We start from the raw sequence: 26,585 nt of genomic DNA on the forward strand, positions 1-26,585 counted from the left end.
CCGGGCGTGGTGACTACGAGGCGTACGCCTCCAGTTCCGACAGCTGCGCGGCGGCCCAGCCGGTGTTGCCGGTGAAGGTCAGCCGCAGGTAGCGGGTGCTCTTCGGGGTGAGGGTGACCGTGACGGCGTTGCCCGACGACGGGTTGAAGGTGTAGCCGGCGGACGCCTTGAGCGTGCTGTACGTGCCGTTGTCGGTCGAGCCGAGCACCGACAGGGTCTCGGTGCGGGTCGACCAGGCGGCGGCGGGCGGCAGCTTCAGCACCAGCCGTCCGACGGTCTGCGCCGAGCCGAGATCGACGGTCAGCGACTGCGGGAAGGCGTTGTTGGTGCTCTCCCAGTAGGTGGTGGCGTTGCCGTCGACGGCGTTGGAGGCGACGTAGACGTCGGCGTGCCCGGTGTCGGAGGCGGGCCGGCCCTGCGCGAGGTTGCCGCCGGCCGGCGGGGTGGTGCCGCCGCTCGTGCCGCCGTTGGTGGTGCCGGTGCTGGTGCCGCCGCTGGGGTTGCCGGCGCCGGGCTGCGGCCAGGTCGAGCAGTTGCCCCACAGGCCGTCCCACCCGCTGTCGCCCGATCCCCTGGTGATCGTGAAGGCGGGCAGGGTCGCCGGGTACGAGCAGTTGTAGACGCCGGTGGCCCCGGTGGTGGTGGCGGTGACGTTGCTGAAGCTCGCCGAGCCGGGCGTCTCCGCCTGGACCACCACGGTGCCGGTGCCCGAGGCGGTCGCGCCGTCCACGGTGACGCCGCTGACGGTGTAGCCGTGGCCGCCGCCGGAGACGAACTCGAAGTCGCTGTAGGGGCTGTCGACGAAGCTGGTGCCGGTGATCCGGATGCTGTTGCTGATCGCGTAGTCGTAGGAGTCGACGCGCAGCGCGCCCATCGGGTGGCCCCAGTTGGGGTTGATCGCGCCGGTGCGGATGAGGGTGTTGCCGGAGACCGTGACGGTGCCCGACAGCGGGTTGAAGGGCTGCAGGAACGCCTGGTTGGAGATGGCGATGCCGCTGCCGAGCGCGTTGGTGTCGGAGATCACGTTGTTGCTGACGGTGTTGTCGCTGCCGCCGTAGACCGCCACGCCGTTGGCCAGGTTCGGCTGCACGATGGTGTTGTTCGCGAAGGTGTTGCCGGTGTCCGGCGAGCCGAGCGACCACATGGCGAGCGCGTCGTCGCCCTGGTTGCGCAGGAAGTTGTTCCTCACCTGGACGCCCTGGGCGCTGCCGTCGAGGTTGAGGCCGTCGGCGGTGGTGCCGAGGATCCGGTTGTTCTGCACCAGCAGGTTGGTGTTGTTGCCGGTCAGCCACAGGCCGCACTTCTCGCGCTGGACCCACATGCCCTGCACCACGGAGTTCGGGCCGAGGCTGCCGGTGACGAAGCTGTCGGGCGAGTTGTCGTTGCGGACGCTGACCTCGCCGATGACCGCGAAGTCGTACAGCCTGGTGTTGCCGGTGGCGCCGGTCTGGTCGATGAAGTGCGAGCTGTGCACGACCGAGTACCAGTTGCCGGCGCCGCGCAGGGTGACGTTGTCCACCGGCAGGTTGGAGGTGATCTTGAAGTTGCCCGGCGGGATCCAGACCTCCTTGCCCTGGGCTCTGGCGTCGGAGATCGCCTGCCGGAACGCCTGCGTGGAGTCGCCCGCGCCGCTCGCGTCGGCGCCGTCGGCGACCACCGAGACCGAGTTCGCCGGCTGGCCGGCGGCAGCCGCGACCTGCTCGAAGTCCGCCACGTCGACGGTGGCCGAGCCGGTGTCGCCGGCGTCCAGCTGGAGCCTGACCTTGGCGCCGGCGGCGAGGTTCTGGCCGAGCTGTATACGGGAGTCGTCGAAGAAGTGGTGGGTCTTGGAGCCGGCGATCCACCCGGTGTCGACGTAGCTGTACTGGGCGGTGACCGGGAGCTTCTGGCCGATCTTCGCGCCGTTGACGTAGACCGAGACGGTGCCGGAGGCGCCGCGCGGCAGGTTGTACGCCACGTCGACCGCGTTCGCTGCCCGGGTCAGGGTGAACTCGACGTACTTGCCCTGGCCGCCGAGGGTGACCGCGCGGCGGCCGGACGCCTCGGAGGCGACGGTGCCCTGGGTGTAGTCGGGGCCGACGGCGGTGCCGTTGGTGGCGGCGGCCTCGGCCTCGTACTCGGTGAAGGGCACGGTCGCGCCGCCGCTGACGGCGAAGGGCGAGACCGAGGAGGCGGTGGGGGCGGCGCTGGCGGTCTGCGCGGTCACGGTGACGGCCAGCCCGCCCGCGGCGAGCGCGGCGGCGGTCGCCGCGCCGAGCCACATGCGGGAGGGCACACTGCGACGTCTGGTGCTCATGGGGTGGGGGGGTCCCTTCTGGCGGGAGTCGCTGGAGAGGTGACGCACACCCTAGGGATGAACGACAGAGGTCAGCAATATGTCGATCTGATTTCGCAAAAATTGGATGGCTTGCAGAGATCTCGCAAATAGGGCGCAAGAATCTTGCGCCTCCTGTACTAGAATCGACGCCATGACACGACGACTTGCCGAGGTGGCAAAGAAGGTCGGGGTGAGCGAGGCCACCGTCAGCCGAGTGCTGAACGGGAAGCCTGGAGTCTCCGACGCCACACGGGCCGCGGTCCTCACCGCCCTTGACGTGCTCGGATACGAACGGCCCACCCAGCTGCGCGGAGAGCGCGCGCGCCTGGTCGGCATGGTCATGCCCGAGTTGCAGAACCCCATTTTCCCCGCTTTCGCGGAAGTGGTCGGTGGCGCGCTCGCCCAGCAGGGGTTCACTCCCGTGCTGTGCACACAGACCGCCGGCGGCGTCTCCGAGGCCGACTACGTGGAACTCCTGCTGCAACAGCACGTGTCCGGCGTGGTGTTCTTCGGCGGCCTCTACGCCCAGGCGGAGTCGCCGCACGACCACTACGCGCGGCTGGCCGAGCGCAACCTGCCGACCGTGCTGATGAACGCCGCCATCGACCACCTGGACTTCCCGCGGGTCTCCTGCGACGACGCGGTCGCCGTGGAGCAGGCGATGAACCACCTGATCTCGCTGGGTCACCAGCGGATCGCCCTGGTGCTGGGCCCGCCGGACCACGTGCCGTCGCGGCGCAAGCTGGCCGCCGCGCGCCGGGTCGACCCGTCGGTGACCGTCGAGCACGCGCTGTTCACCCTCGAGGGCGGCCAGGCCGCCGCCAGCCGGCTGCTGTCGCGCGGCATCACCGCCTTCATCTGCGCCTCCGACCTGCTGGCGCTCGGCACCATCAGGGCCGCCCGCAGGCGCCGGCTGTCGGTGCCCGAGGACGTCTCGGTGATCGGCTACGACGACTCCTCGCTGATGAACTGCACCGAGCCGCCGCTGACCACGGTGCGCCAGCCGATCGAGGCGATGGGCCGGGCCGCGGTGGACCTGCTGGCCGGCGAGATCAGCGGCGCCTCGGTCGACCACGACGAGCTGTTCTTCGAGCCCGAGCTGGTGGTGCGCGGCTCCACCGGGCCGGTCAGGGACGCGGCGCGCATCCCGCACCCGGACGCGCGCGCGAACGCGTAGCCAGGCCGCCCGGCCAGGCACCCCGCGGGCTGCGGGAACGCTCCACGGCAGCACCGGCGCCGGGGCGGGGAGGAGTCTCTCCCCGCCCCGGCGCCGTCACGTCCGGCGCCCGCCGGCCGTCCCGCGCGCCGGTGACCGGCCGCGACACCCCGGTGACGGGCGCGGCGCGGCCGACACCGGTGCCACGCTCCGTGTCGTAACCAAGTCGTGTCTTTGCGAAATTCGCGCGACATCTTGCGGACATCTATCGGGTTAAGTACGTTGAGCCAACCCGGGACGGCGGCGCAGCCAAGCGCCGGACATCATGTGCAGCATGTGCCACGGGGGTCCCAGATCGCAGTCCAACGACGCGCAGTGGTTCAGGGGAAGGGTTAAACAATGAGCAGAATCGGCTACCGCAGACTGGTGGCGGTCGCGCTGGTCGCAGGCATCGGGCTGACCGGCGCCGCGTGTTCCAGCAGCAAGAAGGACGACCCAGGAAACACGTCCAGCAGCTCCTCGGCCGGAACTCCCTTGGACCCCAAGACCAAGGTCACCATCAGCGTGGACTGCGAGCCGCCGACCACGAAGAAGGCCGAGCGCCAGCAGTGGATCGACGACGTGGCCGAGTTCAACAAGACGTACCCGAACGTGACCATCAAGAGCAAGGACACGTTCCCCTGCGAGGACACCGACAAGTTCACCGCGCAGCTGCAGGGCCAGTCCGAGACCGACGCCTTCTACAGCTACGTCACCGACCTCAACCAGGTCCTCGACGCCGGCCAGGCCGCTGACATCACGGCGTACGTCAACGACAAGACGGTGCCGAACCTCAAGGACATCGACCCCAACGTGCTGTCCATCCTCAAGGACAGCGGCAAGCTCTACGGCCTGCCCACCACGAACTACTCGATGGGCCTGATCTACAACCGCAAGATCTTCCAGGAGGCGGGCCTCGACCCGAACTCGCCGCCGACCACCTGGGACCAGATCCGCCAGGACGCCAAGACCATCCAGGACAAGCTCGGCAGCAAGGGCATCCACGGCTTCTTCGAGTACGGCGCCGGCAACCAGGGCGGCTGGCACCTGACCTCCGCGCTGTACGGCGCGGGCAACGACGTGGTCAGCCAGGACGGCTCCAAGGCGTCGTTCAACGGCCCGGAGGCCACCTCGATCCTGCAGACCATCCACGACATGCGCTGGGTGGACAACAGCATGCCGGCCAGCGCCGGCAAGGCGTGGGGCGAGAGCCAGAAGGCGATGGGCGCCGGCCAGATCGGCATGTACCTGGCCGCTCCGGACGACATCCCGCTGATGGTCCAGCAGTACGGCGCCAACTACAACGACCTGGGCATGGCGCCGATCCCCGGCGGCAAGACCTCGCTGATGGGCGGCAACGACTACTTCTTCAAGAAGTCGGACAGCCCCGACCAGATCAAGGCCGGCATCGCCTGGATCAACTTCAAGTTCCTGACCCTGAAGAAGGGCCAGTTCAACTACGCGCGCAACAAGACCGACGGCATCCCGGTCGGCCTGCCGCAGCCCTTCTTCTTCACCGGCCAGTCCAAGGCCACCGACACCGCGGACAAGACCCAGTACGCCACCGTGCCGGTCGCGAACTACAAGTCCTACGTGGACGCCCAGGTGCCGGTGAAGGGCGAGCCGCCGAACGCGCAGAAGCTCTACACCGTGCTCGACACCGTGATGTCCGGTGTGCTCAGCGACAAGAACGCCAACATCAGCAAGCTGCTCTCGAGCGCCGAGAGCCAGGCCAACCAGCTGCTGGCCGCCGGCCAGTAACTGCTCAGCCCCGCGGGGGCCGGTCGGCGACCGGCCCCCGCGGGCGCGGCACGCGCCGTACGCCGTACGCCGTGAGCGACGGCACACGCCGTACGGCGCGGACCTGACAGCACGAGGGCCTCACAGCACCGTTCTCCAGTCGAGGAGCAACCATGGCGGCGACGACCGTCCCCGAGAAAACGACCAAGCGCCACGCCGGGCGCCCCTCCGGTCCGCAGGCCGGCCCCGGCCGGCAAGGGCTGAACCGCAAGGTACGCCAGAACGTCCAGGCGTACGGGTTCCTCGTCGGCGCGATCCTCTGCTTCGGGTTCTTCTCGTGGTACCCGATGGTCCGCGAGTTCATCATGAGCTTCCAGCAGACCAAGCGCGGTGTCACCAGCTGGGTGGGCTTCCACAACATCAAGACCGTCTACCACGACCCGTACTTCTGGACGGCGTGGCGGAACACCGCGGAGTTCACGCTCTACGCGCTGCTGCTCGGGTTCGCGGTGCCCTTCTTCGTCGCCATCCTGCTGAACGAACTGCGGCACGCGCGCGCCTACCTGCGCATTCTGGTCTATCTCCCGGTGATGCTCCCGCCGGTCGCCGGAGCGCTGCTCTTCAAATACTTCTACAACCCGGAGTACGGGCTCTTCAACCGCGTGCTGAAGGCGTTCCACCTGCCCACGTCGCAATGGCTGGACTCGTCCCACACGGCGATGATCTCGGTGGTGATCGCGGCCACCTGGATGAGCATGGGCAGCGCCACGCTGATCTACCTGGCCGCCCTCCAGAACATCCCCGGCGAGCTCTACGAGGCCGCCGACCTGGACGGCGCCGGCCTGTGGAGCAAGATCTGGCACGTCACGATCCCGCAGACCCGGCTGGTGCTCTCGCTGATGCTGCTGCTCCAGATCGTGGCCACCATGCAGGAATTCACCAACGTCTTCCTGATGGCCGGCGGAAACGGCCCGGAGAACTCCACGATGACCGTGGTCTACATGGTCTACCAGTACGGCTACCACTACAACAACTTCGGCGGCGCGGCGGCGCTCGGCCTTTTCCTGCTCCTGGTACTGGCCGGATTCTCCGGTCTGTACGCACGGCTCAGCCGGAACAGCGACTAGGACGGATCAAGAGTCATGGCAGAGTTCACTCCACAGAACCGGACGCTGATCTCGTCCGCGACCCTGTCGCGCCGCAGGGGCAAGATCGCCTACTGGACGGTGCTGTCCGTGGTGCTGGTGGTCTTCACCGTGGTCTTCGTGGGACCGCTGTACTGGATGGTCAGCAGCGGCTTCAAGTCGGTGCACGAGGTGGTGCACAACCCGCCGACGCTCTTCCCGAAGAAGGTCGAGGCGTCCAACTACAAGACGGCCTGGACCCAGCTGAAGCTGGCCAAGCTGCTCTGGAACACCTTCTACTACGCCTTCGGGGCGCTCGCCTTCCAGCTGGTCTTCGACGTCGGCGCCGCCTACGCGCTGTCCAAGCTGCGGCCGGTGCTCGGCAACCTCGTGCTCGGCGCGATGCTCGCCACCCTGATGATCCCCGCGACGGTGCTGGTCATCCCGCAGTACATGACGGTGCTCGACCTGCCGCTGCTGCACTTCAACCTGATCAACCACCCGTGGGCGATCTGGCTGCCGACGGTCGCCAACGGCTTCAACATCTTCCTGCTCAAACGGTTCTTCGACTCCATCCCGGACGACCTGATGGCGGCCGCCGCCATCGACGGCGCCACTCCCCTGCGCACGCTGGTGTCGATCGTGCTGCCGATGTCCCGGCCGATCCTCGGCGTGGTGTCGATCTTCGCCGTGGTGAACGTCTGGAAGGACTTCCTCTGGCCGATGCTGGTGGAGCCCGATCCGGCGAAGCAGCCGATCAACATCGGCATCAACTCGCTGTCGCAGGGCGTGCCGGAGAACGTGCTGATCGCCGCCCTGGCGATCTCGGCGCTGCCCACCCTGCTGATCTTCCTGCTCTTCCAGCGCAACATCATGTCCGGTCTGACCGCCGGCAGCCTCAAGGGCTGACCCCCGCGCGCACCGGCACGCACGCACCGCACGCCCGACTACGCACCACCCCTCAGCACTCCGCCGCCGGCCCCACACCGAATCCCCGCCATCGGGGCCGGCGGCGGGGTCCCACCTGCCCGAAAGGACGTTGACGTGGCAGACACCCCTCAGCCCGAGGCCGACGAGAACTGGTGGCGCGGCGCGGTCATCTACCAGGTCTATCCGCGTAGTTTCGCCGACAGCAACGGCGACGGGACCGGCGACCTCGCCGGAGTGCGGTCCCGCCTGCCGTACCTGGCCGAGCTGGGCGTCAACGCCCTGTGGTTCAACCCCTGGTACCCCTCGCCGATGGCCGACGGCGGCTACGACGTAGCCGACTACCGGGACATCGACCCGGTGTTCGGCACGCTCGCCGAAGCGGAGAAGCTGGTCTCCGAGGCGCTCGCGCTGGGCATCAGGACGATCATCGACATCGTGCCGAACCACGTCTCCGCCGCGCACCCCTGGTTCCGCGAGGCGCTGGCGGCCGGCCCCGGCAGCGCGGCCCGCGAGCGCTTCTGGTTCCGGCCCGGACGCGGCGAGGACGGCGAGCTGCCCCCGAACAACTGGCCCTCGCAGTTCGGCGGGCCCGCCTGGACCCGCACCACCGATCCGGACGGCACGCCGGGCGACTGGTTCCTGAACCTCTTCGACTCCGAGCAGCCCGACCTCAACTGGAACCACCCCGACGTGCGCGCCGAGCACGAGGACGTGCTGCGGTTCTGGTTCGACCGCGGCGCCGGCGGCGTGCGCATCGACTCCGCGGCGCTCGTCACCAAGGACCCCGCGCTGCCCGACCTGAGCGAGGACCCCGCCGCCCCGCACCCGTACGTCGACCGCGACGACCTGCACGAGATCTACCGCGGCTGGCGGCGCATCGCCGACTCCTACGACCACCGGCGGATCCTGGTCGGCGAGGTGTGGATGCCGGACGCCGAGCGGTTCGCCCGCTACCTGCGGCCGGACGAGATGCACACCGCCTTCAACTTCGACTTCCTGGCCTGCCCCTGGGAGCCGGCCAGGCTGCGGACGTCCATCGACACCACGCTGGCCGCGCACGAGCCGGTGGGCGCGCCCGCCACCTGGGTGCTGTGCAACCACGACGTGACCCGCACGGTCACCCGCTACGGGCGGACCGACACCGGCTTCGACTTCGCCACCAAGGCGTTCGGCACGCCGACCGACCTGGAGCTGGGCACCCGCAGGGCGCGGGCGGCCGCGCTGCTCACGCTGGCGCTGCCCGGCTCGGTGTACCTCTACCAGGGCGAGGAGCTGGGGCTGCCCGAGGTCGAGGACATCCCGACGGACAAGCTGCAGGACCCGATGTACCTGCGCTCCGGCGGCGCCGACCCGGGCCGCGACGGCTGCCGGGTGCCGCTGCCGTGGGCGGGCGACACCGCGCCCTTCGGCTTCGGCCCGGCGGGAGGCGCCGAGCCGTGGCTGCCGCAGCCGGCCGACTGGGCGGGCCGCACCGCCGAGATCCAGTCCGCCGACCCGGCGTCGATGCTCTCCCTCTACCGGGCCGCGCTGCGCCTGCGCGCCGCGGAACCCGGCCTCGGCGACGGCCCGATGACCTGGCTCGACTCGGCCCCCGGCGTCCTCGCCTTCCGCCGCACCGACCGGTTCGTGTGCGTCGTCAACCTCGACGAGACCCCCGCGGACCTCCCCCCGCACACCGAGCTGCTCCTCACCTCGGGCCCCCTCGCCGACGACGGCCGCATCCCCGCCGACACCGCGGTGTGGCTGCGGGTCTGACCCGGTCACCACCTGCCCGCCGGGGGCGGGGTTCCCACCCCGCCCCCGGCGCACCAGCCCCCCGCCCCGTCCAGCCCGTCCGGCCCACCCGTGCGAGCCTCACCACGGGCGCCCGCTGGCGCCACGCGCGGCGTGACGGGGGCGACAGCGACATCGTGTCCAAGTGACGATTATGATGAGGGTGTGGCTCACCTACGGATCGCACTGAACCAGATCGACTCCTGCGTCGGCGACATCGCCGGGAACGCCGAGTCCGTCCTGCAATGGTCCCGGCACGCGGCCGGGCAGGGGGCCGATCTCGTGGCCTTCCCCGAGATGATGCTCACCGGCTACCCGGTGGAGGACCTGGCGCTGCGCTCGTCGTTCGTGGAGTCGAGCCGGGCGGCGCTGCTGGGGCTGGCGGAGCGGCTGGAGGCGGAGGGCCTCGGGGAGCTGCCGGTGGTGCTCGGGTACCTCGGGCGCAGCGAGGACGCACGGCCGCGGTTCGGGCAGCCGGCCGGCGCCCCGCAGAACTGCGCGGCGGTGCTGCACCGCGGCCGGGTCGCGCTGCGCTTCGCCAAGCACCACCTGCCGAACTACGGCGTCTTCGACGAGTTCCGCTACTTCGTGCCCGGCGACACCATGCCGGTGATCCGGGTGCGCGGCGTGGACGTCGCGCTGGCCATCTGCGAGGACCTGTGGCAGGACGGCGGCCGCGTGCCGGGCGCCCGCGACACCGGGGCCGGGCTGCTGCTGTCCGTCAACGCCTCCCCGTACGAGCGGGACAAGGACGACACCCGGCTGGAACTGGTCCGCAGGCGCGCCGTGGAGGCCGGCTGCACGGTGGTGTACCTGGCGATGGTCGGCGCGCAGGACGAGCTGGTCTTCGACGGTGACACCATCGTCGTGTCCGAGCGCGGCGACGTCATCGACCGTTTCCCGCAGTTCGCCGAGCACTGCACGATCCTCGACCTGGAGCTGCCCGCCGCGGGCCCGGCGCCTTCGGGGAAGGTCGCCGACGGCCTGGAGGTCCGCCACGTCGTGCTGTCGGAGGCGCCGGCCGAGGAGGCCGGGACCCCTGAGCCCGCCGCGGCCGCCGAGCCCGCCGAGCCCGCCGAGCGGCTCGGCTACGAGGCCGAGGTGTACGGCGCCCTGGTCACCGGCCTGCGCGCGTACGTCCGCAAGAACGGCTTCCGCTCGGTGCTCATCGGCCTGTCCGGCGGCATCGACTCGGCGCTCGTCGCCGCCCTCGCCTGCGACGCGATCGGCGCGGAGAACGTGTACGGCGTGTCGATGCCGTCCTCGTACTCCTCCGAGCACTCCAAGGACGACGCGGCGGAGCTGGCCCGCCGCACCGGGCTGCACCTGCGCACGGTCCCCATCGCGCCGATGTTCGACGCGTACATGGACACGCTGAAGCTCACCGGACTCGCCGAGGAGAACCTGCAGTCCCGGCTGCGCGGGGTGACCCTGATGGCCGTCTCCAACCAGGAGGGCCACATCGTCCTGGCCCCCGGTAACAAGAGCGAGCTGGCGGTGGGCTACTCCACCCTCTACGGCGACTCGGTCGGCGCCTACGGCCCGATCAAGGACGTCTACAAGACGCTGGTCTTCCGGCTGGCCCGCTGGCGCAACGCCGACGCCGAGGCGCGCGGCGAGACCCCGCCGATCCCGGAGAACTCCATCAGCAAGCCGCCGAGCGCCGAACTGCGCCCCGGCCAGGTCGACACCGACTCGCTGCCGGACTACGACGTGCTGGACCGGATCCTGGAGATGTACGTCGACCGCGACCAGGGCCGCGACGCGATCATCGCCGCCGGCTTCGACCCCGAACTGGTCACCCGCGTGCTGAAGCTGACCGACACCGCCGAGTACAAGCGGCGCCAGTACCCGCCGGGCACCAAGATCTCCCCGAAGGGCTTCGGCAAGGACCGCCGGCTGCCCATCACCAACCGCTGGCGTGAGGACGGCGGTTCGTAGCCGCGCCTAGGGCAGTTGGAGGCGGGCGGCGACGGGGAGGTGGTCGCTGCCGGTCCTGGGGAGGGTCCAGGAGGAGCGGGGGTCGACGCCCTTGACGAGGATCTGGTCGATCCTCGCCATCGGGAAGGACGCCGGCCAGCTGAAGCCGAAGCCGTTGCCGGCGGCGCCCTGGGTGGAGCGCATCTGGGAGGTGACGGAGGCCAGCGCCCGGTCGTTCATGGTGCCGTTGAGGTCGCCGAGCAGCACCACGCTCCTCAGCTTCTCCGCCGCTATGGCCTGGCCGAGCGCGTCGGCGGCGTGGTCCCGCTGCCCGGCGGTGAAGCCGGCGTCGAACTTCACCCGCACCGACGGCAGATGGGCCACGTAGACGGCCACCGGGCCGTGCGGCGTGCTGACCGCGGCGCGCATCGCGCGGGTCCAGCCCATCCTGATGTCGACCGGCCGCACCCCGCTCATCGGGTACCTGCTCCACAGCCCGACCGTGCCCTGCACCGAGTGGTACGGGTAGGCCGCCGCGAGATCCCGCGCGTAGCGCGGCTGCTGACTCTCCGGCAGCTCCTCCAGCGCCACGATGTCGGCGCCCGCCGCCACCAGGTCGCGGGCGGTGCCGTCGGGGTCGGGGTTCTCGGCGTTGACGTTGTGGGTGAGGACGGTCAGGTCACCGCCCGACGAGGACTTGGGGGCGACCAGGCCGCCGAAGAGGTTCAGCCAGACGACCGCCGGCAGCAGCAGCGCGATCAGCGCGGTCGCCGAACGCCGCGTCACCGCGACCGCCAGCAGCACCGGCAGCGCGAGGCCGAGCCAGGGCAGGAACGTCTCCAGCAGGCTGCCGAGGTTCCCTATCCGGTTGGGCACGTCGGAGTGGAAGAACAGCACGAGGGTCAGCGCCACCGCGAACACGGCGGTGACGATGCCGCGGCGCCACATGCCCGCCGGCCGCCACCAGCGCAGGAAGCGCTCCTTGAACCGACTCTGCCGGGTACGGAATCCGGGCGCGGCCGCCGGCTGCGAGTCGGTCTCGCCGTCCGGTGTCGCGTCCGTGCTGCCGTACGCCTGGGTCATGAGGGAACCTCGCTGCCGTGCCGGGTGCTCTGCCGACCCTAAGGGGTCGGTAGGAGAACCGACGGGCTCGGGGGGGCCGCGGGTTCCGCAATGTGCTGCGTTCGGGTGGCTTGTGACAAGACCAGGACATGCCGGCCAGCCGGACGCGCCCGGCATCGGGTCCGCCCCCCGCGCGCCGCGCACGGCCGCGCGTGCCCGGCGCGCGGGCGCCCCGGCAGGGGCTAGCGGCAGGGGCGCATGCCCGTGAGCAGCGTGTCGACGACGCGCTCCGCCAGGTCGTCGGGGAGTGGGGCGTCCGGGCGCAGCGTGGCCCTCGCCAGGACCGGGCCGACCACCATGTCGCACAGCAGGTCGAGGTCCGCGCCGAGTTCGGGGCGGATCTCACCGGAGTCGATGCCGCGCTCCAGCAGCGCGATGAGCATGCCGCGGCGGGCGGTGACCACCGTGTCGTGGTAGCGCCGCCAGAGCACGGTGTTGCTCTGCACCTCGGCGAGCATCGACCGCAGCAGCGCGGACTCGCGCTTGGCGAGGCTGCGCCGCCTTATGTACTCGACGGCGGCGATCAGGTCCTCCCGCAGCACGCCGCTGGGCTGCGCCAGCGGCGGCGGGTCGATCCGCTCGATCACGTCGAGCAGCAGGGCGTCCTTGTTCGGCCAGCGGCGGTAGACCGTGGCCTTGCCGACGCCGGCCTCGCGGGCGATGCCGCCCATGGAGAGTTCGCCGAGGGTCGCGCCCGCGTCGACCATGCGCAGCACCGCCTCGGCGACGCTCTGGTCGACGCCGGCGTCGCGCGGCCGCCCGCGCCGCGCCCCGGACGCCCCGCACCCGGGCCCGGTGTCCGGGCCGGCATCGGGAGCGGCGTCCGGGCCGGCGTCCGCGGGAGCCTCCGCGCCGGTGTCCGCAGCCGCCTCCGGACGAGCCTGCGGACCGGCGGCGACGGTGTCGTACGGTGAGGTCACTGCTCCGCACCCACCATCTCGCGCTCCTCCGAACCGCCGCGCGCGGCCTTCTGCGGCTGCCGGGCGGGCAGGAAGAGCAGCACGACGAGCGCGCCGACGAAGGCGACACCCGCGGACGCGGCCGCGGTGACGTGCATCGCGTGCAGGAACGCGTCGTCGGCCGGCTGCACCAGCACCCGGCCGCGCGGCCCGAGCTTCGCCGCGACGCCGAGCGTGGCCTCGATGGACTCGCCCGCGGCGTGCCGGGCGGGCGCGGGCAGCGAGCCGAGGTTGTCCTTGACGCCGTCGCGGTACAGCGTCGACATCAGCGAGCCGAGCACCGCCACCCCGAGCGCGCCGCCGACCTGGCGGAAGGTGTTGTTGACGGCCGAGCCGGAGCCGGCCTTCTCCCGCGGCAGCGAGGACATGATCATCACGGTGGCCGGCGGCATGACGTGCGCCATGGCCGTGCCCATCAGGAAGAACAGCACCTCCAGCACCCAGATCGGGGTGTCCTGGCCGAGCAGCAGGAAGCCCAGGAAGGAGACGCCGGTGAGCGCCATGCCGCCGGTGCAGACCGCGCGGGCGCCGAGCCGGTCGACGAGGATGCGGGCGCGCGGCGCGAAGACCATCTGGGCGGCGGCCAGCGGGAGCAGCAGCAGCCCGGACTGCAGGGCGCTGTAGCCGCGCACCGACTGGGTGTAGAAGACGATGAAGAAGGTCACGCCCATCAGCGCGAAGAAGACCAGGCCGATGGCAGCAACGGAGGCGGAGAACTGCCGCTTCTTGAAGTAGCTGACGTCCAGCGCCGGGTGGTCGCTGCGCGACTCGTAGACCACGAAGGCCGCCAGCACCACGATGCCGCCGACCGCGGTCGCCCAGACCTCGGGGCGGGTGAAGTCGCCGTACTGGCCGCCCTTGATGATGCCGTAGATCAGCAGCACCAGGCCGGCGATGGAGGTGAGCACGCCGACCGGGTCGAGCCGGCCGGGGCGGGGGTCCTTGGAGTCCGGGACGATCAGGAACATCGCGACCAGGCCGGCGATCACGATCGGCACGTTGACCAGGAAGACCGAGCCCCACCAGAAGTGCTGGAGCAGCAGGCCGCCGGTGATCGGGCCGATCGCGATGGCCAGGCCGACCACGCCGGCCCATATGCCGATCGCGCGGGGCTGCTCCTCACGCTCGAAGACGTTCATGATGATCGCCAGGGTGGCCGGCATGATGAACGCGCCGCCCAGGCCCATCACCCCGCGCCAGGCGATCAGCTCGCCCGCGGACCCGGCGAACGCCGACAGCGCGGAGCCCGCGCCGAACACGAACATGCCGAAGAGCAGCACCTTCTTGCGCCCGAGCCGGTCGCCGAGCAGGCCCGCGGTGAACAGCAGGCCGGCGAAGACCAGGGTGTACGAGTTGATCGCCCACTCCAGCTGGCTCTGGGTGGCGCCGAGGCCGGTGGGCGAGGGCTGGGCGATGGTCTTCATCGCCACGTTGAGGATCGAGTTGTCCAGCACGACCACGAGGAGGCTGAACAGCAGCACGGTGAGGATCGCCCACCGCCGGCGGTGCACCGCCTCGGGGATGGAGGAGCCCGACGCGGGGCCCGGTGACGTCGTGGTAGCAGCCATGCACCTCAGCGTAGGGTCGATTTACGATACGGCACGGTCTCGTATCGTAAAGCTCGGGCAAAGCCTCGCCAGGCGCGGCGGCGGCGGCATGGCTGGCGCGTCACACCCGCCGCACCGGGCTTTCCGGACCGGGGCCGGCGTGCCAGCATGGAAGGGATCCGGGGACGCCGTCAGGGCGCCTCGAGATGACTTGAAGGAGCCGTCACCATGACGCAACTTCCGGCTGCCCAGAATCCGCCCGCGAGCGCGGGGAGCGCCACGAGCGCCGGCAGCGACCACCCCAAGGCGCTGTACGGCGGCGCCGGCACCCGCCGCATCACCGTCCGCGACCTCGCCGCCGCCAAGGAGCGCGGCGAGAAGTGGCCGATGCTCACCGCCTATGACGCGATGACCGCCTCGGTCTTCGACGAGGCCGGCATCCCGGTGCTGCTCGTCGGCGACTCGATGGGCAACTGCCACCTGGGCTTCGACACCACCGTCCCGGTCACCATGGACCACATGACGATGCTCTCCGCGGCCGTCGTGCGCGGCACCAGCCGCGCGCTGGTCGTCGGCGACCTGACCTTCGGCTCGTACCAGGAGGGCCCGGTCCAGGCGCTGCGCAGCGCCACCCGGCTGGTCAAGGAGGCCGGCGTCGGGGCGGTCAAGCTGGAGGGCGGCGAGCGGTCGCTGGCCCAGACCGAGACGCTCGTGCAGGCCGGCATCCCGGTGATGGCGCACCTGGGCCTGACCCCGCAGTCGGTCAACACCCTCGGCTACCGCGTGCAGGGCCGCGGCGACGAGGCCGCGCACCGCCTGGTCAGGGACGCCAAGGCGGCGCAGGACGCCGGCGCCTTCGCGGTGGTGCTGGAGCTGGTGCCGGCCGAGCTGGCCGCCGAGGTCACCCGCTCGCTGCAGATCCCGACCGTCGGCATCGGCGCGGGACCCGACACCGACGCGCAGGTCCTGGTGTGGACCGACATGGCCGGCATGACCGGCGGCAAGGTGCCGCGCTTCACCCGCCAGTACGCGGACCTGCGGCGCACCCTCGGGGACGCCGCGCGGGCCTTCGCCGGCGACGTGGTCGGCGGGGCGTTCCCCGCCGAGGAGCACACCTTCCACTGACGCGGTCCGGCGGGAGCGCGCGCCCGGCACCGGGCGCGCGCTCCCGCCCCGCCCCGTCCGGCCCCGGTATTCTCCGGGATTCCCGGGTTTCCTCCGATCTGCCGCCGGAAATATTGAGACATCCGGCTGCGTGGTGCGTACAAGAAGGAGAACGCCGCCTCGGGCGGCGACCCTCGCACCTCGGGGAGCCCCCATGATCTTCTCCACCCACCGGCGGACGGCCTTCGCGGGCGTCCCCGCCGCCGCCGGCAGCGGCCCTTCCGGCGGCGGCCGCGGGCACTGATGTCTCGATCCGCGATACGCGAACTCGACCGGGGGCGGCGGGTGCGGCAGGATGCCGCCGTGGAAGGACCACCCCTGGAACCTCCAGAGCCGGCCGGTTCGGTTCCGGAGGACGAGCTCATGCGGGCGCTGTACCGCGAACACGCCGGCGCCTTGTTCGCCTACGTGCTCCGGCTCGTCGCGGGCGACCGCTACCTGGCCGAGGACGTCGTGCAGGAGACCCTTCTACGGGCCTGGAAGAGCGCCGCCAAGCTCGACCCGGCGGCACGCTCACTGCGCCCCTGGCTGGTGACCGTGGCCCGGCGGATCGTGATCGACGGGCACCGCAGCCGGCAGTCCCGCCCGCAGGAGATCTCCCCGGCGGCGCTGGAGCAGCTGCCCGCCGCCGACGACCTGGACCGCTCGCTGCGGCTGATGACCCTCACCGACGCGTTGCAGGACCTGTCCGCGGCGCACCGGGAGGCGCTCGTCGAGACGTACTTCCGCGGCCGTACCGTCAACGAGGCGGCCGAGGAGCTCAGCCTGCCGCCGGGCACCGTCAGGTCCCGGGTGTTCTACGCGCTGCGCGCCCTGCGGAACGCGCTGGAGGAGAGAGGGGTGACCACCTCATGAGCACTCATGCCGACGTGGGCGCCTATCTGCTCGGGGCGCTGGACGAGGCGGAGATGACCGCCTTCGAGGAGCACCTGGCCGGGTGCGAGCGGTGCGGCCGCGAGCTGGACGAGCTGAGCGGCCTGCTGCCGGTGCTGGAGGAGCTGCGCGGCGACGGCGTCGGCGCGGGCCCCGGCGCCGGGGGCTTCGCGGCCCGCGTCGCCGACGGCACCGCCTTCGCGGGACCGCCCAGCGGCGCCGGCCTGCTGGACCGGCTGCTGGGCGAGGTGGCGGGCGAGCGGCGGCGGCGGCGCAGGCGCCGGCTGGTGGCGGTGGCGGCCGCTTCGGTGCTGGTCGTCGGCGGCCCCGCGGTGGCCGTGGTGGCCACCTCGGACAGCGGCGGCCACTCCGGCGTGGAGGGCATCGCCACGCCGCGGCACTCCGCGAGCAATCCGGCCACCGGGGCCTCGGCGCTGGTGGGGGTCTCCGACAAGGGGTGGGGCAGCGCCGTCGATCTGCGGCTCAGCGGCGTGCGCGGGCCGCTGACCTGCAGCCTGGTCGCGGTCGGCCGCGACCGCACAGCCCAGACCGTCGCCACCTGGTCGGTGCCGAACGCCGGCTACGGCACCGAGGCCCAGCCCACTCCGCTGACCGTGCACGGCGCGACCGGGCTGCACCGCGACCAGATCAGCCACTTCGAGGTCAAGGCGGCGGACGGCACCCTGCTGGTCAGCGTGCCGCTCCGGCCGTGAGCCGCGCGCCGACACGGCGCCGACACCGCGCCCCCTCGGCGCTGTCGGCAGCGTGTCGGCGCCGTGTCGGCGGGCCTTGGCATCGTGGTGGCCATGACGACGCGACTGACTGAGAACAGGGGAACCGCCGCCGTCGAGGTACGGGGTCTGGTCAAGCACTACGGCGAGACCAAGGCCCTCGACGGGGTGGACCTCGAGGTGCGCCAGGGCACGGTCCTGGGCGTCCTCGGTCCGAACGGGGCCGGCAAGACGACGCTGGTGCGGGTGCTGTCCACGCTGGTGCAGCCCGACGCGGGCACCGCCAGGGTGGCGGGCTACGACGTGCTGCGGGAGCCACGGCAGCTGCGCCGGGTGATCGGCCTGACCGGCCAGTACGCCTCGGTGGACGAGAAGCTGTCCGGCCGGGAGAACCTCTACATGATCGGCCGGCTGCTCGACCTGTCCCGCAAGGACGCCAGGTCGAGGGCGGACGAGCTGCTGGAGCGGTTCTCGCTGACCGAGGCCGCCCGCCGCCCGGCGATGAACTACTCCGGGGGCATGCGCCGCCGCCTCGACCTGGCGGCGAGCATGATCGGCCGCCCGGCCGTGCTGTACCTGGACGAGCCGACCACCGGCCTCGACCCCCGCACCCGCAACGAGGTGTGGGAGGAGGTGCAGCGGATGGTCGCGGAGGGCGCGACCGTGCTGCTCACCACCCAGTACATGGAGGAGGCCGAGCAGCTCGCCAACGAGCTGACGGTCATCGACCGCGGCCGGGTGATCGCCAACGGCAGGGTCGCCGAGCTGAAGGCGAAGGTCGGCGGCCGCACCCTGCAGATCAGCCCGGCCGAGCCCGCACAGGCCGCCGCGATGGCCGCGGCGATCACCGAGGCGGGCCTGGACGGGGTGGCGGGCGCGATCGCCGACCCCGCCGAGGGCGTGGTGAACGTGCCGATCCTCAGCGACGGGCAACTCACCGCGGTGGTCGCCCTGCTGGGCGCGCGCGGGTTCTCACTGGCCGGCATCAGCACCCATCTGCCCAGCCTGGACGAGGTGTTCCTGGCGATCACCGGCCAGAAGAGCACCCCGCAGGACGCGCAGGACGCGAACGACCCGGACGACCAGCAGCGCGCCGGAACGGCCCGCGACGACGAGAAGGTGGAGGTGGCGGTATGACCGCGGCGACCGCGACGGCCGCCGCCCCCGTGCGGGCGGCCGCGGACGAGGGCAGGATCGGCCTGCGGGCCAACCTGCGGCACATCGGCGCGCTGGCGCGCCGCAACATGCTCCAGATCAAGCAGGACCCGGAGTCGATGTTCGACGCCGTGCTGATGCCGGTGATCTTCACCCTGCTGTTCGTGTACGTCTTCGGCGGCGCGGTCTCCGGCAAGGGCCACCAGCACCAGTACGTGAACTACGTGATCCCCGGCCTGATGGCGATGATGGGCATGAACATCGCCATGGCCGTCGGCACCGGCATCAACGACGACTTCAAGAAGGGGGTCATGGACCGGTTCCGCACGATGCCCATCGCGCGGTCCTCGGTGCTGATCGCCAAGATCGTGGTCGAGGTCGGCCGGATGCTGATCGCCACGGCGATCCTGCTGGGCATGGGCTTCGCCCTCGGCCTGAGCATCCAGACCGACGTCATGCACCTGGCGGCGTCGATCGTGCTCTCCACGGTCTTCGGCGCCTCGCTGATGTGGATCTTCATCCTGCTGGGGCTGACCATGAAGTCGCCCCAGGCGGTCCAGGGGGTCGCGATGCTCGTGCTGATGCCGCTGCAGTTCGGAAGCTCGATCTTCGCCAAGCCCACCACGATGCCGGGCTGGCTGGAGGGCTTCACCAAGGTCAACCCGCTGTCCAACCTGGCGGACGCCTCCCGCGCGATGATCAACGGCGGCGCGGTGGCGCACTCGGTGTGGATGACGCTGGCCTGGTCGGCCGGCATCACCCTGGTCACCGCGCCGCTGGCGGTGGCGCGGTTCCGCAAGAAGACCTGACCGATCCGATCCGGTCCGGTCCGGTCCGATCCGGTCCGGTCCGGTCCGGCTGACGTCAGTCCACGTCGCGCATGTAGGCGACGGCCTCCTTCACGGAGAGGCCGTCGCCTGCGGCGTATCCGGCCTCGAACCCCTCGCCGCCGAGCAGCGCGTGCAGCCGCAGGCGTACGGACGCCATCCGCGCCGCCTCGGCGGGCGGTATCGCGATCGGGCGGAGCCGGTCGTGGACGCCCATCAGCAGGGCGGCGCGCTCGGCCCGCCGCACCGACGCCGTGCCCGCGACGTCCCCGCCGGGCTCCCCCGCGGAGACCTCGGCCGGCTCCTCGGCCGGCTGCTCGGCGAGGAGCGTCAGCAGCTCGATCACGCCCGGGGAGAGCGCGATCGGCAGCCGCGGGGTGATCACCTCGGCCAGCGGATGGGCGTCGAGGTCCGCGATCCCCGTACCGAGCATGGCGAGGCCGCGCGCCGGCTCGCCGGACAGGCCGATCAGATAGCCCTTGATGCCGTTCAGCATGCCCGTCACGAAGCCGGGCACCCCCTCGTGGCCCTGGCCCGGCTCCAGGCCCGCCAGCGTCTCGTCGACCAGCGCGAACGCCTCGTCGATCCGTTCCTGCCGGCCGAGCACCAGGGCGAGCAGCAGCCGGCCGAAGAACGCCGCCCCGTCGCTGGCCGTCCCGAACCGCTGGGCGTCCTCGATGCCCTCGCGCAGCCGCCGCTCGCCCTCCTCGATCCGGCCCGCGTTGACCAGCGCGTCGCCCATCCGCACGGTCAGCATCGGCACGTACTGGTGCGAGCCGATCCTGCGGGCCACCTCGATGCCCTCCTCGCAGCAGACCACCGCGCGCTCCCAGTCGCCCGCGTTGATCGCGGTCTCGGCCTCGGCGGCGAGCGTCTCGGCGGTCCCCCACTCGTCGCCGAGCTGCTGGAAGAGCTTCCGCGCCTCGCCGATGTCCCGGACCGACTCCGCCAGGTACTCGCTGATGTCGTTGTTGACCTTCGCCCGCAGCTGGAGCGAGAAGGCCAGCTCCCACGTCCTGCCGTGGGTCCTGCACGCCTGCACGGTCTCGTCGACCAGGCCGCGGAGCCGGTCGAACTCGCCGGTGAAGAACGCCGCGTAGGCCCGCAGCAGGCCCGGCTGGCGGGCGGACTGGGGCAGGTGCGGCGGGTAGGCGGCGATGAGCGCGGTGCCGAGTCCGACCAGGGCGGGATCGCCGAACCACTCGTTCTCGTTGTCGCGCGCGGTCAGCTCGATCAGCCGGACCCAGCGGCGGGCCTCCAGCAGCTGCTCGCCCGCCATCGGCGGCGGGTCGTCCAGCGGTCCGCGCTCCACCGGCACCAGCACGGCCGGCTCGCCGAACGGGTCGGGCCCCATCGCGACCACCGCACGCGGCCAGGTCCGACGCTCCGAGGTGTAGTTGCGCACCTCCCAGAACCACGAGCAGGCGAGCACCAGTTGCAGCGCCTCCTGCTCGTCCCCGGCCGCGACGGCCCGGCGCAGCGCCACCCGCAGGTTCTCGTGCTCGCGCTCCAGCCGCTCGAACCAGACCAGCTGGCCGGCGCCGCGCAGCCGGGCGTCGGCGGTGCGGACGTACTCCCGGAAGTACGCGATGTGCCGCGCCTCGACCGCGGCCCGCTCGCCCGACGCGTCGAGCCGCTCCGCCGCGTACTCCGAGATCGTCTCCAGCATCCGGTGGCGGACGCCGTCGCCGGTCAGGTCGGCGAGCACCAGGGACTTGTCGACGAGCGAGGCCAGCAGGGCGGCGGCGTCAGGGGACTCGAGCCGGTCGCCGCCCGCCGGGGCGTCGCCCCGCGTGCCGGACGGGCCGGACGGCGGCGCCGGGTCGGCGCACACGGCCTCGACCGCCTCCAGCGTCCAGCCGCCGCGGAAGACCGCGAGGCGGCGCAGCAGCACCCGCTCGGCGGGCTCCATCAGGTCCCAGGACCAGTCGACCACCGCGCGCAGCGTCTGCTGGCGGGGCAGCAGGGTGCGGCCGCCGCCGGTCAGCAGCCGGAAACGGTCGTCGAGGCGGTCGGCGAGCTGCCGCGGCGACAGGCTGCGCAGCCGGGCCGCGGCCAGTTCGATGGCCAGCGGCAGCCCGTCGAGGCGGCGGCACAGCTCCGCGCAGGCCGCGGGGTCCTCCGCCACGGAGAACCCGGGGCGAGCCGCGGCCCCCCGGTCGGCCAGCAGCCGCAGCGCGTTCGGGTCGGGCAGCGGGTCCAGCGGCCGCACCAGCTCGCCCGGCACGCCCAGCGGCTCGCGGCTGGTGGCGAGCACGGAGACCCCCGGGCAGTCGGCGAGCAGCTGCTCGGCGAGCGCCGCGGCCGCGTCGATGACGTGCTCGCAGTTGTCCAGCACCAGCAGCAGCCTGCGGTTCGCGCAGTGGTCGGTCAACTGCCGGGTGGCGTCCTTCGACTTGGTCTCCACGGCGATCGCGGTCTCGGCCGCGCCGCCGGAGTGCAGCAGCGTCTCGCGCAGCCCGAGCGCGCTGATCACCGCCTCCGGCAGCGTCCGCGGGTCGCTCACCGGGGCCAGCTCGGCGTACCAGACGCCGTCCGGCCACGCCTCCGCCACCAGGTCCCCCGCCTCCTGCGACAGCCGGGTCTTGCCGGTGCCGCCCGGCCCGGTGATCGTCACCAGCCGGGCCCGCCGCAGGTCGCCGCGCACCGCGTCCAGTTCGCGCTCGCGCCCGACGAAGCTCGTCAGCCGGGCCCTGGCGTTGCCGGTCGCGCGGCGCGCGGACACCGGCGGCGGCGCGGACGGTACGGTCCTGGCCGGCAGCGGCGCCGGGGTGAGCAGCTCGGCGTGCAGCTGGCGCAGCTCGACGCTGGGATCGGCGCCCAGCTCCTCGGCGAGCGCGCGGCGCACCGACTCGTACCCGGCGAGCGCGTCGGCGGTGCGGCCGGCGGCCTGTAGCGCGCGGATGTGCAGCGCCTGCACCGGCTCGTCCAGCGGGTGCGCCGCGGCCAGCTCGGCCAGCTCGGGCAGGATGTGCCGGGCCCGGCCGAGCGCCAGCTCGGCGGCGAGCCGCTGCCGTCCGGCGTCGATCCGCAGCGCCTCGCTGCGGACCGCGGCGGTGCCGCGGTCGGGCAGGTCGGCGAGCGCGGGCCCGCGCCACAGCGCGAGGGCGTCGCCGAGCAGCCCCGACGCCTTGACCGGATCGCCGTCGGCGAGCGCCCGCGCGCCCTCCTCGGCGAGCCGCTCGAAACGGTAGAGGTCCACGTCGTCGCGGGCGGCCTCCAGCCGGTAGCCGCCGTCCACCGAGCCGACGGCGCCGTGGCCGACCGCCCGCCGCAGCCGGCCGACCAGCGCCTGCAGCGCCCCGGTGCCGCCGGCCGGCGGGTCGCCGTCCCACACCTCGTCGATGAGGGCGTCCGCGCCGACCACCCGGCCGGGGCGCAGCGCGAGTGCCGTGAGCAGCGCGCGCAACCGCCCGCCCGCGAGCGTCACGGGCGTTCCGTCGTCCCGCAGGGCCTGGGTGGTGCCGAGGATCGCGTATCGCACGGCCCCATTCTTACGCGGTCAGGGCGCGGCCCGGTGTCTTTGGGAGGCGCGGGGAACGGCGCGACAAGCCACCGCGGGGACCGCACCTCGCCACCGCCCCGAAGGGGCAGTCCCTGCCGTCCCCGGACCACCGGCCGACGGCCGGTCGCTCGCGCCGTTCCCCGCGCCCCCGATGGGGCGCACTCCGGGGACGGGGGCGGGTGCGGGCCGGTTTTTCGGGGGGCTGGGGCGGAGCCCGTGGCGTCGGGGGCGGGGCCGGTGACATGATCGGGCGGCCACACCCCCCGCGCCAGGAGAGCCCGCCCCATGAGCGTCACCCCGATCCGCCGAGCACAGCGCAGCGACGAGAGCAGGATCAGCCCGGTCTTCCTCGGCATCGCCGCGATCATGGCGGTGTCCGGCTGGGCGGTGTGGACGCGGTTCGCCGCCGACTCGCGCTTCGCGATCTTCCTCTTCGTCGTCTCGGGCTGGCTGGTCTCCCTGTGCCTGCACGAGTACGCGCACGCCCGTACCGCCCTGCACAGCGGTGACATCACCATCGGGTCGAAGGGCTACCTGACCCTCAACCCGCTCAAGTACACGAACGCGCTGCTGTCCGTCGTGCTGCCGGTGGTCTTCGTCATCGCGGGCGGCATCGGCCTGCCCGGCGGCGCGGTCTACGTGGAGCGCGGCCGCATCCAGGGGCGGCTGCGGCACAGCATGATCTCGGCGGCGGGACCGCTGACGAACGTGCTCTTCGCGCTGCTGCTGATGGTGCCGTTCATGACCGGCGCCGCGGACAGCTGGCCGACCGACTTCCTGGCGGCGCTGGCGTTCCTGGCGATGCTCCAGGTCACGGCGGCGATCCTGAACCTGCTGCCGGTGCCCGGCCTGGACGGGTACGGGATATGGGAGCCGTGGCTCTCCCCCGGCGTCAAGCGGCAGGTGGAGCCGTTCGCGCAGTTCGGGCTGCTCTTCGTGTTCGGCGTGCTGTGGATCCCGTCGGTGAACGTGAAGTTCTTCGACGCGATCTACCGCGTGATGGGCTGGTTCAGCGTGCCCGGCTCGTACGCGGACTACGGCTACCAGCTCTTCCGCTTCTGGAAGAACTGATCCCGGGAGGACCGGCCGCCTACGCGTCGGCCTGCGCCTTGCGGCGGTAGTACCACCACATGTTGCTGGTGATGCCGGCGAGCAGCACCCACACGATGCCGAGCCAGCTGCCGTTCACGAACGACACCACCGCGGCGGCGACGGCCAGCAGGCACATGATCAGGGCGAAGTGGGCGAGGCGGGGCATCGGCGGGGGGCTCCCTGTCGGACGGCACGTGGTCCGGCCATTGTCCCCCATGTCCGCCGGCCCGCCGCGCGCGCAGATGATCGGGAGGCGGGCGGGAGGCGGGCGGGGACGGGCGGGGGACGTTCGGCGTCTGTTCGATGGCGGCGCGCCCGGCGGACGCGGCAGGATGCCGGGGCATGGACGCACTACGGGTCGCGAGGCTGCGCGAGGCGCTCGCCGGGACGGTGTGGCCGCAGACCGCACGGGAGTTCGGCGGAGCGCTGCGCCGCTCGGTACGCGGCGGCGGCGCGCTGCTGGTGGTCGGGACGGCCGCGTACGAGCCCTGGCACCTGGCCGCGCACCTGGAGGAGGAGGCCGCGTGGCGCGCGGCGCCCGAGCTGGCCCCGACCCTCGTACGGCACCGGGTGCCCGCGGGCGCGCGGCCGCACCTCGCCGTCGGCCTGGGACGGCTGGCCGCGTCGCGGCGCGGCGAGACCGTGCTCGTGGTGGCGCCGGGCGCCGTCGGGGACGGGTTCCTGGAGCGGCTCGACGCGGTACGGCGGGCCGGGGCGCGGGTGCTGGCCGTCGACGCGACCGGCGGCTCCGACCTGCGTGGCCTCGCTCACGAGGCGCTCGTCCTCGCGCCGGAACCGCAGCTCTCGCTGGACGCCGTCCAGCACCTGGTCGCGGCAGGCGCGGCGGCCGCGGCCCCGTGCGGAGCGGGCTCCCGCCTCACCCGGCTCACCGATCGGCTGACCGCGCCGCCGCCCCGCTGGTAGTGCCGCCCCGCCGAAATCGGTTTGCCGCGGGCGGGCCCGGCAGGGAGCATTCCGGCCGTGACCGCGACCCAGACCCCCACCGAGCCGGAGCCCGACCTCGAAGGCGGGGCCGCGCCGGCGAGACGCGGGCTGCTGCCGGACCTCGGGGTGTGGCGGGAGTCCGCGGACTTCCGGCGGCTGTGGCTGGCCGGCGTGATCACGAACTTCGGCAGCTTCCTGACCTTCGTGGCGCTGCCGGTGCAGCTCAAGGACCTGACCGGCTCCGCGGTGGCCGTCGGCGCGATCGGCGCGGTCGAGCTGGTGCCGCTGATCGTCTTCGGGCTCTACGGCGGCGCGCTCGCCGACGCGATGGACCGCAAGCTGCTGATCGTCGCCAGCGAGGCCGCGCAGGGCCTGCTGGTCGCGGCCCTGCTGGTCAACACGCTGCTGCCGCACCCCGTCGTGTGGCCGCTCTACGCCGCCGCCGCGCTGTCCAGCGCGCTGACCGGACTGCAGCGTCCGGCGCTGGACGCGATCGTCCCGCGGATCGTGCGGCGCGAGCAGCTGGCGGCGGCCGCCGCGCTCAACGCGCTGCGCTGGCAGTTCGGTGCGATCGCGGGCCCCGCGGTGGCCGGACTGGTGATCGCCTGGGCCGGCCTGGGCTGGGCGTACGGCGCGGACGCGGTGACCTTCGCGGTGTCCGTGCTGCTCGGTCTCGGCCTGCGCCGCTCCCCCGCCGCACACGACGCGCGGCCGCCGTCGCTGCGCGGCATCGCCGAGGGCGCGCGCTACGCGTGGAGCCGCAAGGAGCTGCTCGGCACGTACGCGATCGACCTCGCCGCGATGTTCTTCGCGTACCCCGCGGCGATCTTCCCGTTCCTCGCCGACGACCTGCACGCCCGCTGGTCGCTCGGCCTGATGTACGCGGCCGGGTCGGTGGGGTCGCTCGCGGTGAGTCTGACCAGCGGGTGGTCGTCGCGGGTGCACCGGCACGGCCGGATGGTGGTGCTCGCCGCGGCGGGCTGGGGCCTGGCGATGGCGGCGGCCGGATGGTCCGCGCAGGTCTGGCTCGTGCTCGGGTTCCTGGCGGTGGCGGGCGGCTGCGACATGATCAGCGGGATCGGGCGCTCCACGATGTGGAACCAGACGATTCCCGACGAGCTGCGGGGGCGGCTCGCGGGGATCGAGCTGCTGTCCTACTCCGTCGGCCCCCAGCTCGGCCAGGTCCGCTCCGGCACCGTCGCGGCGATCAGCTCCGCGCGGACCTCCGTCTGGACCGGCGGCCTCGCCTGCGTCGCCTCCGTCGCCCTCCTCGCCACCACCCTTCCGGCTCTCGCCGCCTACGACGCGCAGGGCGCTCCGCGCCCATGATCGCGCCCCCCACCGCCGGCCGGCGGCCCGGCCCCGACAGCAATCCCCCCTCCGCACCGGTGCCGAACCCCGGGCCGCGCCCGGCCGCGCCCCACCAGGGGCGCGGGGAACGGCGCGAGCAACCCACCACCGGCCGGCGGCCCGGCAACGACCGCAACAGCCCCACCGGGCCGGTGACGACGTCCAGCCCTCGTCACGCCCGGCCGCACCCCGCCAGGGGCGCGGGGAACGGCGCGAGCAACCCACCACCGGCCGGCGGCCCGGCAACGACCGCAACAGCCCCACCGGGCCGGTGACGACGTCCAGCCCTCGTCACGCCCGGCCGCGCCTCACCAGG

At 72.6% G+C, this 26,585-nt stretch carries 20 protein-coding genes; 14 read left to right on the plus strand and 6 right to left on the minus strand.

The features are described 5' to 3' along the window. Positions 1 to 13 precede the first annotated feature (13 nt). Positions 14 to 2,296: a galactose-binding domain-containing protein gene (locus V2S66_RS19795; RefSeq protein WP_330797200.1), complete on the minus strand. Its 2,283-nt coding sequence runs from the start codon at positions 2,294 to 2,296 to the stop codon at positions 14 to 16. A 172-nt stretch (positions 2,297 to 2,468) separates the two neighbouring features. Here V2S66_RS19795 and V2S66_RS19800 point away from each other — a divergent pair, with 172 nt between their 5' ends. From V2S66_RS19800 to V2S66_RS19825, 6 genes are all read left to right on the plus strand, one after another. Then, positions 2,469 to 3,494, plus strand: coding sequence for a LacI family DNA-binding transcriptional regulator (locus tag V2S66_RS19800; protein WP_330797201.1), 1,026 nt, complete (start codon positions 2,469 to 2,471; stop codon positions 3,492 to 3,494). 378 nt (positions 3,495 to 3,872) lie between these two features. Further along, positions 3,873 to 5,273, plus strand: a complete 1,401-nt coding sequence (locus V2S66_RS19805; RefSeq protein WP_330797202.1) for an ABC transporter substrate-binding protein — start codon at positions 3,873 to 3,875, stop codon at positions 5,271 to 5,273. A gap of 152 nt (positions 5,274 to 5,425) precedes the next feature. Then, positions 5,426 to 6,379, plus strand: coding sequence for a carbohydrate ABC transporter permease (locus tag V2S66_RS19810; RefSeq protein ID WP_330797204.1), 954 nt, complete (start codon positions 5,426 to 5,428; stop codon positions 6,377 to 6,379). A gap of 15 nt (positions 6,380 to 6,394) precedes the next feature. Continuing rightward, complete coding sequence (locus tag V2S66_RS19815) at positions 6,395 to 7,285, plus strand: carbohydrate ABC transporter permease (protein ID WP_330797206.1); 891 nt, start codon at positions 6,395 to 6,397, stop codon at positions 7,283 to 7,285. A 135-nt stretch (positions 7,286 to 7,420) separates the two neighbouring features. After that, positions 7,421 to 9,061 carry a glycoside hydrolase family 13 protein gene (locus tag V2S66_RS19820; RefSeq protein WP_330797207.1) on the plus strand — a complete coding sequence of 547 codons (1,641 nt, stop codon included), beginning with the start codon at positions 7,421 to 7,423 and terminating at the stop codon, positions 9,059 to 9,061. Positions 9,062 to 9,244: 183 nt separating this feature from the next. Then, positions 9,245 to 11,020, plus strand: a complete 1,776-nt coding sequence (locus V2S66_RS19825) for an NAD+ synthase (protein WP_330797208.1) — start codon at positions 9,245 to 9,247, stop codon at positions 11,018 to 11,020. Between the two features lie 6 nt (positions 11,021 to 11,026). Here V2S66_RS19825 and V2S66_RS19830 read toward each other — a convergent pair whose 3' ends face one another. The 3 genes from V2S66_RS19830 to V2S66_RS19840 all read right to left on the minus strand — a co-directional run bounded on the left by V2S66_RS19830 (position 11,027) and on the right by V2S66_RS19840 (position 14,648). Further along, a complete protein-coding gene (locus V2S66_RS19830; RefSeq protein WP_413966435.1) occupies positions 11,027 to 11,947 on the minus strand; it encodes an endonuclease/exonuclease/phosphatase family protein in 921 nt (306 codons plus the stop codon). Between the two features lie 356 nt (positions 11,948 to 12,303). Then, positions 12,304 to 13,041, minus strand: a complete 738-nt coding sequence (locus V2S66_RS19835) for a TetR/AcrR family transcriptional regulator C-terminal ligand-binding domain-containing protein (RefSeq protein ID WP_330797212.1) — start codon at positions 13,039 to 13,041, stop codon at positions 12,304 to 12,306. Then, positions 13,038 to 14,648 carry an MFS transporter gene (locus tag V2S66_RS19840; RefSeq protein WP_330797213.1) on the minus strand — a complete coding sequence of 537 codons (1,611 nt, stop codon included), beginning with the start codon at positions 14,646 to 14,648 and terminating at the stop codon, positions 13,038 to 13,040. The genes V2S66_RS19835 and V2S66_RS19840 overlap by 4 nt, the downstream gene beginning before the upstream one ends. Positions 14,649 to 14,855: 207 nt before the next feature. On the opposite strand from V2S66_RS19840, the gene panB reads away from it, so the two are divergent. From panB to V2S66_RS19865, 5 genes are all read left to right on the plus strand, one after another. Next, the gene (gene panB, locus V2S66_RS19845; RefSeq protein WP_330797215.1) at positions 14,856 to 15,752 is read left to right on the plus strand and encodes a 3-methyl-2-oxobutanoate hydroxymethyltransferase; all 897 of its coding nucleotides are present in this window, start codon (positions 14,856 to 14,858) and stop codon (positions 15,750 to 15,752) included. Positions 15,753 to 16,034: 282 nt separating this feature from the next. Next, entirely contained in the window at positions 16,035 to 16,646 is a 612-nt protein-coding gene (locus V2S66_RS19850; protein WP_413966430.1) for a sigma-70 family RNA polymerase sigma factor, read from the plus strand. Then, complete coding sequence (locus tag V2S66_RS19855; RefSeq protein WP_330797216.1) at positions 16,643 to 17,377, plus strand: zf-HC2 domain-containing protein; 735 nt, start codon at positions 16,643 to 16,645, stop codon at positions 17,375 to 17,377. The genes V2S66_RS19850 and V2S66_RS19855 overlap by 4 nt, the downstream gene beginning before the upstream one ends. A gap of 93 nt (positions 17,378 to 17,470) precedes the next feature. Beyond that, positions 17,471 to 18,532 (plus strand): ATP-binding cassette domain-containing protein, encoded by a 1,062-nt coding sequence (locus V2S66_RS19860; protein WP_330797217.1) that lies wholly within the window; start codon positions 17,471 to 17,473, stop codon positions 18,530 to 18,532. Next, complete coding sequence (locus V2S66_RS19865; protein WP_330797218.1) at positions 18,529 to 19,359, plus strand: ABC transporter permease; 831 nt, start codon at positions 18,529 to 18,531, stop codon at positions 19,357 to 19,359. The genes V2S66_RS19860 and V2S66_RS19865 overlap by 4 nt, the downstream gene beginning before the upstream one ends. A gap of 55 nt (positions 19,360 to 19,414) precedes the next feature. Here V2S66_RS19865 and V2S66_RS19870 read toward each other — a convergent pair whose 3' ends face one another. Further along, complete coding sequence (locus V2S66_RS19870) at positions 19,415 to 22,861, minus strand: BTAD domain-containing putative transcriptional regulator (RefSeq protein ID WP_330797219.1); 3,447 nt, start codon at positions 22,859 to 22,861, stop codon at positions 19,415 to 19,417. A 306-nt stretch (positions 22,862 to 23,167) separates the two neighbouring features. On the opposite strand from V2S66_RS19870, the gene V2S66_RS19875 reads away from it, so the two are divergent. Beyond that, entirely contained in the window at positions 23,168 to 23,953 is a 786-nt protein-coding gene (locus V2S66_RS19875) for a site-2 protease family protein (RefSeq protein WP_330797220.1), read from the plus strand. 19 nt (positions 23,954 to 23,972) lie between these two features. Here V2S66_RS19875 and V2S66_RS19880 read toward each other — a convergent pair whose 3' ends face one another. Continuing rightward, positions 23,973 to 24,191 carry a hypothetical protein gene (locus tag V2S66_RS19880; protein WP_413966431.1) on the minus strand — a complete coding sequence of 73 codons (219 nt, stop codon included), beginning with the start codon at positions 24,189 to 24,191 and terminating at the stop codon, positions 23,973 to 23,975. Between the two features lie 125 nt (positions 24,192 to 24,316). On the opposite strand from V2S66_RS19880, the gene V2S66_RS19885 reads away from it, so the two are divergent. Continuing rightward, positions 24,317 to 24,898: a hypothetical protein gene (locus V2S66_RS19885; RefSeq protein WP_330797222.1), complete on the plus strand. Its 582-nt coding sequence runs from the start codon at positions 24,317 to 24,319 to the stop codon at positions 24,896 to 24,898. A 57-nt stretch (positions 24,899 to 24,955) separates the two neighbouring features. Further along, positions 24,956 to 26,248: an MFS transporter gene (locus V2S66_RS19890; protein ID WP_413966432.1), complete on the plus strand. Its 1,293-nt coding sequence runs from the start codon at positions 24,956 to 24,958 to the stop codon at positions 26,246 to 26,248. The last annotated feature ends 337 nt before the right edge of the window (positions 26,249 to 26,585 follow it).

Source organism: Actinacidiphila polyblastidii (genome assembly GCF_036353415.1).
Taxonomy (GTDB): domain Bacteria; phylum Actinomycetota; class Actinomycetes; order Streptomycetales; family Streptomycetaceae; genus Actinacidiphila; species Actinacidiphila polyblastidii.

Excerpts from the sequence above, each read along its gene's own strand:
- V2S66_RS19880 (WP_413966431.1), bottom strand. The coding sequence starts at position 24,191 with ATGGGGGACAATGGCCGGACCACGTGCCGTCCGACAGGGAGCCCCCCG.
- panB (WP_330797215.1), top strand. The coding sequence starts at position 14,856 with ATGACGCAACTTCCGGCTGCCCAGAATCCGCCCGCGAGCGCGGGGAGC.
- V2S66_RS19860 (WP_330797217.1), top strand. The coding sequence starts at position 17,471 with ATGACGACGCGACTGACTGAGAACAGGGGAACCGCCGCCGTCGAGGTA.
- V2S66_RS19805 (WP_330797202.1), top strand. The coding sequence starts at position 3,873 with ATGAGCAGAATCGGCTACCGCAGACTGGTGGCGGTCGCGCTGGTCGCA.
- V2S66_RS19840 (WP_330797213.1), bottom strand. The coding sequence starts at position 14,648 with ATGGCTGCTACCACGACGTCACCGGGCCCCGCGTCGGGCTCCTCCATC.
- V2S66_RS19800 (WP_330797201.1), top strand. The coding sequence starts at position 2,469 with ATGACACGACGACTTGCCGAGGTGGCAAAGAAGGTCGGGGTGAGCGAG.
- V2S66_RS19810 (WP_330797204.1), top strand. The coding sequence starts at position 5,426 with ATGGCGGCGACGACCGTCCCCGAGAAAACGACCAAGCGCCACGCCGGG.
- V2S66_RS19815 (WP_330797206.1), top strand. The coding sequence starts at position 6,395 with ATGGCAGAGTTCACTCCACAGAACCGGACGCTGATCTCGTCCGCGACC.
- V2S66_RS19885 (WP_330797222.1), top strand. The coding sequence starts at position 24,317 with ATGGACGCACTACGGGTCGCGAGGCTGCGCGAGGCGCTCGCCGGGACG.
- V2S66_RS19850 (WP_413966430.1), top strand. The coding sequence starts at position 16,035 with ATGTCTCGATCCGCGATACGCGAACTCGACCGGGGGCGGCGGGTGCGG.
- V2S66_RS19875 (WP_330797220.1), top strand. The coding sequence starts at position 23,168 with ATGAGCGTCACCCCGATCCGCCGAGCACAGCGCAGCGACGAGAGCAGG.
- V2S66_RS19865 (WP_330797218.1), top strand. The coding sequence starts at position 18,529 with ATGACCGCGGCGACCGCGACGGCCGCCGCCCCCGTGCGGGCGGCCGCG.
- V2S66_RS19855 (WP_330797216.1), top strand. The coding sequence starts at position 16,643 with ATGAGCACTCATGCCGACGTGGGCGCCTATCTGCTCGGGGCGCTGGAC.
- V2S66_RS19795 (WP_330797200.1), bottom strand. The coding sequence starts at position 2,296 with ATGAGCACCAGACGTCGCAGTGTGCCCTCCCGCATGTGGCTCGGCGCG.
- V2S66_RS19830 (WP_413966435.1), bottom strand. The coding sequence starts at position 11,947 with ATGTGGCGCCGCGGCATCGTCACCGCCGTGTTCGCGGTGGCGCTGACC.